Raw genomic sequence first — 11162 nt, 5'->3', positions numbered from 1 at the left:
GCGTCCTGGCCGTTGAAGGCCGACAGCAGTTCTTCCGCGCGGAAGCTGCCGGTGAACGGCGCGGCGCCATTGGCGACGGCGGTGGTCGCCGCATCGTCGAAGACGGTGTTGAAGAAGTTGTCGGCCGATCCGCCGCGGCGGTTGAACAGCTGGACGGTGGTGCCGGTCGGCGCGATCAGCCAGATCGCCAGGTCGGCGTCATAGGTGTGGCGCAGGTCGACGATCGAGACGTTGACGTCGCTCAGCGTGCCGCGGGTGTCGACGTTCAGCGTGGAGGTCACGACGCAGCGGTCGCAGATGGCGGTCGGCGTGGTGCTGGAGGCGGTCACGACCGCGGCTTGGGCGGTGAAGGCGGTGGTCAGGGAGGCGGCGCAGACGGCCAGCAGACGCTTGAAGTTCATGGAGTCAGGGTCACAAAAAAGGTGGCTTGTGACTCCATGTAAGCAGTGTTCATGCCAATGAATTAGGGATGGCGTTCGAATCCCTTCTGGCATAGGCACTTGGCGCTGTTTCCGTGAACAATTCCCGGCGCTCCGCGCGTGCGGTTTTAACGAACTGTCAAGAATCCCGACGTTGGCTGCTTGCGCCGTCCCCTCAGCTGATGCGAGGGCCGAGGGGATGAAACGGATTTCTGGGACTCAGAACCGATAGCCCACGCCGACGCCGATCAGCAGCGGATCGATCTTGAACTTGCCGACCGACGCGCCCTTGGAGCGCACCTCGGTGTCCATCTTGAGCTTCTTGATGTCGAGGTTGATCGACCACCTCGGATCCAGCATCACGTCGAAACCGACCTGCAGGGCCAGGCCGACGCTCTGCTTCTCGATGCTGGGCGCCAGCGCCGCCTGCACGGCCGGCTCGAAGCGGGCGCTGGAGAAGCGCGTGTAGTTGAGGCCGGCGCCAAGGTAGGGGCGGAACTGCCCGTCCGGGTTGAAGTGGTACTGCAGCGTCAGCGTCGGCGGCAGGTGCTTCACGGTCCCGATGCGCACGCCGTTGCTGCGCAGCGTGTGCCGTTGCGGCACGGTCAGGATCAGCTCGGTCGCCAGGTTCGGCGTGATGAAGTAGCTGATGTCGACTTCGGGAATCGTCTTGCGGCTCAGCGACAGGCCGAGCCCGGTCCGGTCCTTGTCCGCCGGGTCGATGTTCACCGCGCGGGCGCGGATCACCCAGGGGCTGCCCTGCGCATGCGCGGGCAGCGCGGTGGTCGTCATCAGCGCCGTGAGCGCCATGAGCGCCGCGGCGCCGAGGGACAAGCGGGATCGGGTGGGGATGCGGGACATACGTTCACTCCTGGTCAATGGGTGACCGGCATTGAACGTGGGCCCCGGGCCGCTGGCCTTGACCGTTCACAAGGAACGGCGGCGCGGCATGAAGACCGCCCGCGGCGGCGCGGACCGCTTGCGCGGGGTCAAGCTTGGGCGGCGAGACCGAGGCGTTTGCACAACTCCAGCGTCAGCGCGCTCTGGTTGAGCGTGTAGAAGTGCAGCCCCGGCACGCCGCCGGCGATCAGGCGCTCGCACAGTCGCGTGACGACGTCCAGGCCGAAGGCGCGCACGGAGGCGGCGTCATCCATGTAGCCCTCCATCTTCAGCGCGACCCAGCGCGGGATCTCGATGCCGTCGCGCTGCGCGAACTGCGCGATGCGCGCGTAGTTGTTGATCGGCATGACGCCCGGCACGATCGGCACCTCCACGCCCAGGGCGCGGGAGGCCTCGACGAAGTGGAAGTAGGCATCGGGGTTGTAGAAGAACTGCGTGATCGCGCCGCTGGCGCCGGCGCGCACCTTGTCGGCGAAGAACTGCAGGTCGCGCGCCGCGTAGCGCTGCTGCGGGTGGTACTCGGGATAGGCCGCGACCTCGATGTCCCAGTCCTCGCCCTGCGTCTCGCGGATGAAGCGCACCAGCTCGGCGGCGTAGCGGAACTCGCCCGCCGTGGCCGTGCCGCTGGGCAGGTCGCCGCGCAGCGCGACGACGCGGCGGATGTCCTGCGCGCGGTAGGTCGCCAGGATCTCGGCGATGTTCTCGCGCGTGGAGCCGACGCAGGACAGGTGCGGCGCGGCGTCGAAGCCCTGCGACGCGATGTCGGCGACGGTCGACAGCGTCTTCTCGCGCGTGGAGCCGCCGGCGCCGTAGGTGACGCTGAAGTACTGCGGATTCACCGCGCGCAGTTCCTGCACGACGGTCTTGAGCTTCTCGGTGCCGACGGGCGTGTTGGGCGGGAAGAATTCGATGCTGACCGGCGTCGTCATGGTTGTTGGATCCAGATGAAGAATTCGGTGTTGCCGTCGCCACCGGTGACGGGGCTTTCGAACCAGCCCTTGACGACGAGGTCGCGCTTCTCGGCGGCGGCCACGGCCTGTTCCTTGACCACGGCGTACTGCGACTTGTCCTTGACGATGCCGTTCTTGTTCAAGGCCTTGGGGCCGAGCTCGAACTGCGGCTTGATCAGCAGCAGCGCCTGGCCTTGCGGCTTGAGCCAGCCGGCCACGTGCTTGATCGTGCCGATCATCGAGATGAAGCTCAGGTCGCCCACGACGAGGTCGAAAGGCTCGGCGGGCACATAGTCCTTCACGTGCATGCCTTCGAGGGCCGTCACGCGCGGGTCGGCCTTCAAGGTCTCGTGCAGCTGGCCGTGGCCGACGTCGATGCCGGTCACGTGCGCCGCGCCGGCCTTGAGCAGCACGTCGGTGAACCCGCCCGCGCTCTGGCCCATGTCCAGGGCCGAGAAACCGGCCACCGACACGCCGACCTTGGCCAGCGCACCCTCGAGCTTGAGCCCGCCGCGCGAGACGTAACGCAGTTCGGCATCGTTCGTCACGCGCATGGGGGTGGTCTCGGGCAGGTCCTCGCCGCACTTGCGCACGACGGTCCAGCCCTTGGGGCCTTCCCACTCGACCGCGCGTGCGTCGATCAGCCGCTGGGCAGCCGAGCGCGTGGGCGCCAGGCCAAGGGAAAGAAGCCGCTGATCAGCACGCATGGTCGGGTCTCGGTTCAGTCGACGGTCAGTCGATCAATAGCGGTAGGTGTCGGGCTTGTAGGGACCGGCCTTGCTGACGCCGATGTAGGCGGCCTGCTCGTCGGTCAGCTCGCTCAGCTGCGCGTTCAGCGTCTTGAGCTGCAGGCGCGCGACGTGCTCGTCCAGGTGCTTGGGCAGCACGTAGACCTGGCCCACGGCATAAGCGTCCTTGTGCGCGAACAGCTCGATCTGCGCGATGGTCTGGTTGGCGAAGCTCGAGGACATCACGTAGCTCGGGTGGCCGGTGCCGCAGCCCAGGTTCACGAGGCGGCCCTTGGCCAGCAGGATGATGCGCTTGCCGTCCGGGAAGATCACGTGGTCCACCTGCGGCTTGATCTCTTCCCACTCGTACTGCTCGAGCGAGGCGACGTCGATCTCGTTGTCGAAGTGACCGATGTTGCAGACGATCGCGTTGTGCTTCATCGCAGCCATGTGCTCGTGGCGGATCACGTTCTTGTTGCCGGTCGTGGTCACGAAGATGTCGGCCTTGTCGGCGGCGTATTCCATCGTCACGACGCGGAAGCCCTCCATCGCGGCCTGCAGCGCGCAGATCGGATCGATCTCGGTGACCCAGACCTGGGCCGACAGCGCGCGCATCGCCTGCGCCGAGCCCTTGCCCACGTCGCCGTAGCCGGCGATCACGGCGATCTTGCCGGCGACCATGACGTCGGTGGCGCGCTTGATGCCGTCCACCAGCGACTCGCGGCAGCCGTAGAGGTTGTCGAACTTGCTCTTGGTGACCGAGTCGTTGACGTTGATCGCGCGGAACAGCAGCGTGCCCTTGGCCGACATCTCCTTCAGGCGATGCACGCCGGTGGTCGTTTCCTCGGTCACGCCGATGATCTCGGCGCTCTTGCGGGTGTACCAGGTCGCGTCTTCGGCGATCTTCTTCCTGATCGCGGCGAACAGGATGCGCTCTTCCTCGCTACCCGGATTGGCCAGGACCGACAGGTCCTTCTCGGCCTTCTGGCCCAGGTGCATCAGCAGCGTCGCGTCGCCGCCGTCGTCCAGGATCATGTTGGGGCCTTCGCCCGCTTCGCCCTTGGCGCCGAACTCGAAGATGCGGTGGGTGTAGTCCCAGTAGTCTTCCAGCGTCTCGCCCTTGTAGGCGAAGACGGGGGTGCCGACGGCGACCAGCGCGGCGGCGGCGTGGTCCTGCGTCGAGAAGATGTTGCACGAGGCCCAGCGGACTTCGGCGCCCAGCGCCTGCAGCGTCTCGACCAGCACGGCGGTCTGGATCGTCATGTGCAGCGAGCCGGTGATGCGCGCGCCCTTGAGCGGCTGGGCCGCGGCGTATTCCTCACGGATCGCCATCAGCGCGGGCATCTCGCTCTCGGCGATCTTGATCTCCTTGCGGCCCCAGTCGGCCAGCGACAGGTCTTTGATCAGGTACTGGTCTTGGGCCAGCGGCTTCAGTTGGGCGTTCATGCGGACTCCTGCGAGGAAGGGCCGTCGACGCCAGCGATCAGGACATGGGGAGAAGTGGGGAGGGCACTTGCCGCTCGGTCCTCACCCGGCCTGCGAAGGGTCGACGGGTGAGCGCGGTTGCCATGGCCGCGGGCACGTCGCCGCGCGGCGGTTCCGAGCCTGGCCTCGATGGGATGGGAGGTCGCAACGCTCCTCGGAACAGGGCGCGATTGTAGACATGTTCCGTTCGACGGCTTGATGACAGCGTCACGGTCGGGGCCACAATCGCCCCTTATGCGAACGATCCCCCCGCTCAGCGACTGTCCCCGCGCGGCCTGGCTCCCCCTGCGCGGGGTGCTGACCGACATCGACGACACCCTGACGGCCGAGGGCGACATCGCCCCCGCCGCGCTGGCGGCCCTGCATCGGCTGCAGGGCGCCGGCGTCCCGGTCATCGCGATCACCGGCCGGCCCGCGGGCTGGAGCGCGCCCTTCGCGTTGGACCGGCCCCTGCGGGGGATCGTGGCGGAGAACGGCGGGGTGCTGCTGCACCGGGAGAACGACGCGCTGGTCACCGAGTTCGCCCAGGACGACGCGACGCGACGGGAGAACTTCGCGCGTCTGCAGGCCTGCGCGGGGGCGATCGTGGCGACGGTGCCGGGCGCCCAGCTGGCGCGCGACAGCGCGGGGCGGCTGACCGACATCGCGGTCGACCACAGCGAATTCACGCGGCTGGACGACGACGCGATCGCCGCCGTCTGCGACCTGATGCGCGCCCATGGGCTGGTGGCGACGGTGAGCTCGATCCACGTCAACGGCTGGATCGGGGAACACAGCAAGTGGACCGCCGCCCAGTGGGCGGTGAAGCGGCTGACCGGGCGAGCGTTCGATCCGCGGGAGTGGGTCTATGTCGGCGACTCGACGAATGACCAGCTGATGTTCGAGCGGGTGCCCCTGTCGGTGGGGGTGGCCAACATCGCGCGTTTCCTGCCGATGCTGGATCACCCGCCGGCCTACGTCACCGCCAGCGAGCGCGGCGACGGTTTCGCGGAAGTGGCCCGCGCCTTGCTGGCCGCGGCCGGCTGAGGGCGGGTCGGCGCGTCCTCGACGGCCGGGACGCGCGGCCGGGGCTGGCGCCCTTCGACCGGATCCCAGGCATGCCGCCCGACCAGCGCCGACACTCCCGGCCAGTCATGCCCGCGCGGCAGCACCCGCGCCAGGCTCGCATGGCTGACGCGTCCGCCGACGGCCACGAGCCGCTCCGCCACCTCGATGCGCCGGCGCCGCAGCCGCGGCAGCAGCCAGCGGTTGGTCGGGCGCTCGCGCAGCACGCTGGGATGCGGCATGCAGCGGTGCTCCGCCATCAGCAGGTGGCGCAGCAGCACCTCCAGTCCGAACGGGTCGAGGTGGCGCCAGTCGGTGCTCAGCCGCGCCAGCGCGAAGCGCAGGTTGGCCTGGGCGTCGGAACGCGCGACATGGAAACGGTTCTGGCCAGTCATGAACATCGGGGCCTCCGATCGGGGGAGATCGATGCGCCCGCGCGGCAAGCGCGGCGCCTGTCCTGGATGTCGGCGGGCGCGCGGGGGTTCTGAAGCCCGAGGATGTCCCCAAAAACGTCACGAAACGCAAACGCCCCTCGACCTGAGGGGGGCCTCGTCGGAGGGAGGCGAGACCCCCGAACGTGGACGGGGCCGCCGGAAAAAGCGAAGGGCCGCGCGAGGCGGCCCTTCCGGGTGGGGGTGAGGCGTCAGCCGGCCTCGGGGTGGCGGGCCTTCCAGGCGCGCATCGCTTGCCGGTAGCGGTCCATCGCCAGGTCGTGCAGGTCGAAGATGCACGGGTCGCAGCCGTTGCCGCAGCAGGCGTCGATGTCCGGCTGCACGGGCGGCTGGGGCATCGGGTCGTCGGCCTCGAGCGAGGCCGGCGCCGCGGCGGGGTCGGGCAGGGCGGTGGTCATGACCGGGAGGCTCCGCGAGGGCTTCGGCCCCCGCGGCGCACGCTCAGCGACGGACCGGCGGCGGTCCCGAGTGGGCCGAGCGCTGCAGGTGACGGAAGGTGATCCGGCCCTTGGTCAGGTCGTAGGGCGACATCTCCAAGGAGACGGCGTCGCCAGCCAGGATGCGGATGTGATGCTTGCGCATCTTGCCGCCCGTGTAGGCGATGACCTGGTGGCCGTTCTCCAGCGTCACGCGAAAGCGCGAGTCCGGCAGGATTTCGTTGACGACACCCTGCATTTCAATCAGTTCTTCCTTGGCCATACGGGAGGCTCCTTTCTTGAAATCGATAAGGGCGCCGGCCGCGGTCTGCCGCGGGCCTTCGCCTCGGGAATCACGGGCGCGCCGTCAATGGCAGCGCGCCCAGGCCGTGCCTTCGGTCTCCGCGTAGCGCAACGCGGCGCGGCGGGTCTCGAAGGTCGGCACGAATCGCATGACGCGATCGATGCTGGCCATGCCGCGTCCCGATCGGATCGAGACGGCCGCGGCGAATCCGCCGTCGGCATGGGGTTTGGTCATCGGTGAGACAAGGAATCGCCCCACCTCAATGCTTTTGGTTCGCATAGTTTTCATGAGGTGTGCGCCTTGACAGGCAATCGCAATAAGCAACCGTCTTGGCGCGGTTTGGGAATGTGCCCTTTCCCTGTTTCGATGGCGCGAAGCCGGGGCGGGACACGAAGAGGTGCTCCAGCAGCCGTTCGCCCAAGGACGATCGAACCGGCCGAAGCCAGAAACGCGCAAGCGCACGAACCGGGGGTTGATGCTGGTGCGAGCCGCTCGCAGAAAGGTCCGTGAGAGGGACCGGAGGGGCTGCAGAAGAAGACCTGAAGAGGGTGGTCTTGTGCGAATCAAGCTGCGGATTGTAGCGCAAGCGCGCGAATTGCGCAGCGTCGCTTGCAGTCAGGACGCGGGGATCGTGCGGAAGGGCCGGCGGTTGGCGGGCGGCGCAAGCCCGACGAGCGCGACGAGCACCGCCTGCCGGTCGCGGCGGATCGTGCAAGCGGTCCGCCGGAACGGGCATGCGGCCCCGGGGGCCGCTGCCTACGATGAATCCATCCCTCGCGAGGTCCGCCGGCAAGCGCCCCCGTCGAGGGGAAATCCCTCCACCCTGTCATCCCTCCAAGGACGGAATCCCATGAGCAAGATCTGGTTCATCACCGGCGCCAACCGCGGCTTCGGGCTGGAGATCGCCAAGGCGGCGCTGGTCGCCGGCGATCGCGTCGTCGCCACCGGCCGCGATGTCGCGGCGCTCCAGGACGCCTATGCGGCGCACGCCGACGCCGTGCTGTGCCTGCCGCTGGACGTCAGCCGCGAGGCCGACGCGGTCCACGCGGTCGAGCAGGCCGTCGCGCGCTTCGGTCGCATCGACGTGCTGGTCAACAACGCGGGGTATGGCCAGCTGGGCCTGTTCGAGGCCATCGGCGCCGACGACATCGAGCGCCAGTTCGCCACCAACGTCTTCGGCCTGATGCACGTCACCCGGGCGGTGCTGCCGGTCATGCGCCGGCAGCGCGACGGTCACGTGATCAACATCGCCTCGGTCGGCGGTTTCCGCGGCTTCGATGGCGCGGCGGTCTACTGCGCGACGAAGTTCGCCGTCGATGGCTTCAGCGCCTCGCTGGCGCCGGAGCTGGCCGGCTTCAACATCCGGGTGACGGTGGTTGAGCCCGGCTTCTTCCGGACCGACTTCCTGGACGCCAGCTCGGTGCGCTACGGCACCCGGACGATCGCGGACTACGCCGCGCTGCCGCGGCCGCCGCTGTCCACCTACGAGGCCTACAACCACCGGCAGCCGGGGGATCCGGCCAAGCTGGGCCGGGCCTTCGTCGAGTTGGCCGCGATGCCGACGCCGCCGCTGCATTTCGTGGCGGGCTCCGATGCGCTGGGCATGGCGCGCGAGACCTTCGGCCAGCGTCTCGCCGAGGTCGAGGCGCATGCCGCGCTGTCGGCCTCGCTGGACCGCGACGACGCTTGACCGACGACCGCCGACGGCCGCCGACGGCCGCCGCCGGGCGCTCAGGCCAGCGCCCGCGCGGGCGGCGTGTCCCGGCGCCTGGCGGCGTCGCGCGAGGGCGGGCTGCCGTAGAGCCGGCTGTACTCGCGGCTGAACTGGGACGGGCTCTCGTAGCCGACCGCGTGGCCGGCGCGCGCGACCTCCAGTCCCTCCGCGATCAGCAGCCGGCGCGCTTCCTGCAGCCGCAACTGCTTCTGGTACTGCAGCGGGCTCATCGAGGTCAGCGCGCGGAAGTGGTGGTGCAGCGAGGACGCGCTCATGTGCGCCTCTCTGGCGAGCGCCTCGATGCGCAGCGGCTGGGCGTAATTCGCCTTCAGCCAGCGGATGGCGCGGTGCACGCGCTGCGTCTGGCTGTCGGCGCGCGCGACCTGTGCCAGCCGCTCGCCCTGCTCGCTGCGCAGCACGCGGTAGACGAGCTCGCGCATCGCCATCGGCGCCAGCGCGGCATGGTCCTCGGGATGGTCCAGCAGCCGTACCAGCCGCCCGGCCGCGTCGAGCATGTCGGGGGTCACCGCGCTGACGAAGAGGCCGCGGCCCGTGTCCTCGGCGCCGCGGGCGGTCGCCGCGGCCGGCGCCGGGGACGGACGGGAGAGCGCCCCTGGCGGTGGCGACGCCGGGCCGCGCGGCGGGCCGCTGCGCGCGACCAGCTCGGCGACCTCCTCCGGATCGAAGTCCAGGCGCAGGCAGAGGTAGGGCCGCTCCGGCGTGGCGTTGATGACGCGGCCGCTGACCGGCAGGTCGGTGGTGAAGACCATGAAGCGCGCCGCGTCGTAGACGTAGCGCTCGTCGCCCAGGTGGACTTCCTTGGCGCCCTGTGCGATCACGCACAGCGAGGCCGGCTGCACCGCATGCGCCATTTCGCCGCCCGGCGCGTCCAGCCGGATCGCCCAGACCCGCGGCAGCACCGTCGGCCATAGGCCCTCGCGCGGCGCATGGCGGCGCAGCATCGCGCCGAGCTCGGCGATCGCATCGGGCGCGGCCATCGCCGCGTCGGTGTCGGTGTGAGTGAAGGTCGTGTCCATGGCCCCGCTCATCCCGCGCGCAGCAGTTGCTCGATGTCGGTCCGCGGCGGCGTGCCGAAGAGGCGCCGATATTCGCGGCTGAACTGCGAGGCGCTTTCGTAGCCGACCTGGTGCGCCGCGGCCGCCGCATCCAGCCCGCTGCCCAGCATCAGCCGCCGCGCATGCTGCAGCCGCAGCTGCTTCTGGTACTGCATCGGCGACATGCTGGTCAGCTGCTTGAAGCGCTGGTGCAGCGTCGAGGCGCTCATGTGCGCCACGGCGGCCAGCTCGTCGATGCTGATCGCCTCGCTGAAGCGGCGGTTCAGTTCGTCGAGCGCGCGGGACAGGCGGCGCGTGGCGCTGTCCTGCTGCGCCAGCGCGCGCAGGCGCGGTCCGAGCGGGCCGGTCAACACCCGGTAGAAGATCTCCCGCTGCAACAGCGGTCCCAGCACGCGCTGGTCCTGCGGCGAGTCCAGCAGCTGCATCAGCCGCAGCGCCGCGCCCAGCAGCGACTCGGACACCGGTGCGACGTTCAGCCCCGACTGCGCCCCCGGCGGCGCATCGGTGCCGGCCGGGCCGACCTCCAGCATCAGCTCCGCCAGCGTCGCGGTGTCGCAGCCGATGCGCACGCACAGGTAGGGCTTGTCCGGCGTCGCCTCGATCACGCCGCCCTTGGGCAGCATCGGCATCGAGACCAGCAGGAAATGCAGCGGGTCGTAATACAGCGTCTCGGTGCCGAGCTCCACCTTCTTGCGGCCCTGCAGCACGATCGCCAGGCCGGGCTCGTAGAGCGCCGGCGCGGTCTTGGGGGTGCTGCAGCTGGCCTTGATCAGCTGCAGGCAGGGGATCGCCGTGGCGGACGTGCCGTCGCCATCGACATGCCGGAGCGTCAGATCCACCATCTGCGCGCGCAGTGCCTGCAGCGCGTCGGGGAAGCCGTCGGCGAGAGGAATCGGAGTGGGTGCGACCATGCGGCGGATTGTGCAAGGCCGTCGCGCGCGCCGCCAGCGCCCGCGCGCGTGGGGAAGCGGGTTCCGGAGGATTGGGCAAGGACGGGCGAGCTTTGCGCTGGTCCCGGGTGGGGGCGGATTCCTAAGCTGACAGGCATCGCGGCGGTCATGCCGGCCGCCGCGCAGACCTTGTCTTCGAAGGAGCAGCACCATGACCATCATGTCCAGGGAACCGATCAACAACCTGCCGCAGTTGCCGCGCCGCCGGCTCGGCGCCCACGGGCCGGAGGTCTCCGCGCTCGGACTCGGCTGCATGGGGATGTCCGATTTCTACGGCCCCGCCGACGAGGCCACCTCGATGGCCGTCCTGCACCGGGCGCTGGACCTCGGGATGAATTTCCTCGACACCTCCGACATCTACGGCAACGGCGCCAACGAGCGCCTGCTGTCGGGCCTGCTGGCCAACCGCCGGCGCGAGGTCGTGCTGGCGACCAAGTTCGGCATCGTCCGCAATGCCGACGGGCTGTCGGCCGGCGTCAACGGCAAGCCCTCGCATGTCCACGCGTCCTGCGACGCCAGCCTGCGCCGACTGGGCGTCAACCACATCGACCTGTACTACCTGCACCGCGTCGACCGGTCGGTGCCGATCGAGGAGACCGTCGGCGCGATGGCCGAGCTGGTGCGCGCCGGCAAGGTGCGCCATCTCGGGCTGTCGGAGGCCTCGGCCGAGACCATCCGCCGCGCCCATCGCGTGCATCCGATCGCGGCGGTGCAGTCGGAGTAC

13 protein-coding genes and 1 riboswitch are annotated in these 11162 nt (G+C 69.5%); of the genes, 3 read left to right on the top strand and 10 right to left on the bottom strand.

The window, feature by feature from the left end; translation table 11 throughout:
- The 5 genes from FUT87_RS03765 to ahcY form a co-directional block, all read right to left on the bottom strand.
- On the bottom strand, positions 1-401 hold a 401-nt coding region (locus FUT87_RS03765), incomplete at its 3' end, for a proprotein convertase P-domain-containing protein (protein WP_186830344.1).
- 237 nt (positions 402-638) lie between these two features.
- Positions 639-1280: an OmpW/AlkL family protein gene (locus FUT87_RS03760; RefSeq protein ID WP_404935337.1), complete on the bottom strand. Its 642-nt coding sequence runs from the start codon at positions 1278-1280 to the stop codon at positions 639-641.
- A gap of 128 nt (positions 1281-1408) precedes the next feature.
- A complete protein-coding gene (gene metF / locus FUT87_RS03755) occupies positions 1409-2248 on the bottom strand; it encodes a methylenetetrahydrofolate reductase [NAD(P)H] (RefSeq protein ID WP_091727800.1) in 840 nt (279 codons plus the stop codon).
- A complete protein-coding gene (locus tag FUT87_RS03750; RefSeq protein ID WP_091727797.1) occupies positions 2245-2976 on the bottom strand; it encodes a TlyA family RNA methyltransferase in 732 nt (243 codons plus the stop codon). The genes metF and FUT87_RS03750 overlap by 4 nt, the downstream gene beginning before the upstream one ends.
- 33 nt (positions 2977-3009) lie before the next feature.
- Positions 3010-4443: an adenosylhomocysteinase gene (gene ahcY, locus FUT87_RS03745; protein WP_147239763.1), complete on the bottom strand. Its 1434-nt coding sequence runs from the start codon at positions 4441-4443 to the stop codon at positions 3010-3012.
- Between the two features lie 102 nt (positions 4444-4545).
- A riboswitch (S-adenosyl-L-homocysteine riboswitch) is annotated at positions 4546-4644 on the bottom strand.
- A gap of 72 nt (positions 4645-4716) precedes the next feature.
- Between ahcY and FUT87_RS03740 the strand changes: the two genes are divergently transcribed.
- Complete coding sequence (locus tag FUT87_RS03740) at positions 4717-5508, top strand: HAD family hydrolase (RefSeq protein WP_147239762.1); 792 nt, start codon at positions 4717-4719, stop codon at positions 5506-5508.
- On the opposite strand, the gene FUT87_RS03735 is transcribed toward FUT87_RS03740, so the two are convergent.
- The 3 genes from FUT87_RS03735 to infA form a co-directional block, all read right to left on the bottom strand.
- Positions 5436-5927 carry a hypothetical protein gene (locus tag FUT87_RS03735; RefSeq protein ID WP_091727782.1) on the bottom strand — a complete coding sequence of 164 codons (492 nt, stop codon included), beginning with the start codon at positions 5925-5927 and terminating at the stop codon, positions 5436-5438. The genes FUT87_RS03740 and FUT87_RS03735 overlap by 73 nt on opposite strands.
- A 242-nt stretch (positions 5928-6169) precedes the next feature.
- A complete protein-coding gene (locus tag FUT87_RS03730; protein ID WP_091727779.1) occupies positions 6170-6376 on the bottom strand; it encodes an oxidoreductase-like domain-containing protein in 207 nt (68 codons plus the stop codon).
- A gap of 43 nt (positions 6377-6419) precedes the next feature.
- Positions 6420-6677, bottom strand: coding sequence for a translation initiation factor IF-1 (infA, locus tag FUT87_RS03725; protein WP_091727775.1), 258 nt, complete (start codon positions 6675-6677; stop codon positions 6420-6422).
- Positions 6678-7548: 871 nt separating this feature from the next.
- Between infA and FUT87_RS03720 the strand changes: the two genes are divergently transcribed.
- Complete coding sequence (locus FUT87_RS03720) at positions 7549-8388, top strand: SDR family NAD(P)-dependent oxidoreductase (RefSeq protein WP_147239761.1); 840 nt, start codon at positions 7549-7551, stop codon at positions 8386-8388.
- A gap of 41 nt (positions 8389-8429) precedes the next feature.
- Here FUT87_RS03720 and FUT87_RS03715 read toward each other — a convergent pair whose 3' ends face one another.
- Both FUT87_RS03715 and FUT87_RS30285 read right to left on the bottom strand, forming a co-directional pair.
- Positions 8430-9449 (bottom strand): AraC family transcriptional regulator, encoded by a 1020-nt coding sequence (locus FUT87_RS03715; protein WP_147240130.1) that lies wholly within the window; start codon positions 9447-9449, stop codon positions 8430-8432.
- A gap of 8 nt (positions 9450-9457) precedes the next feature.
- Complete coding sequence (locus tag FUT87_RS30285) at positions 9458-10399, bottom strand: AraC family transcriptional regulator (RefSeq protein WP_186830293.1); 942 nt, start codon at positions 10397-10399, stop codon at positions 9458-9460.
- Between the two features lie 190 nt (positions 10400-10589).
- Here FUT87_RS30285 and FUT87_RS03705 point away from each other — a divergent pair.
- The coding region (locus tag FUT87_RS03705) for an aldo/keto reductase (RefSeq protein WP_255511645.1) at positions 10590-11162 on the top strand (573 nt) is incomplete at its 3' end.

The organism is Mitsuaria sp. TWR114 (assembly GCF_007997345.1).
Note: the sequence above shows the minus strand (reverse complement) of the source record. Positions and strands in the feature narration are given on the sequence as shown.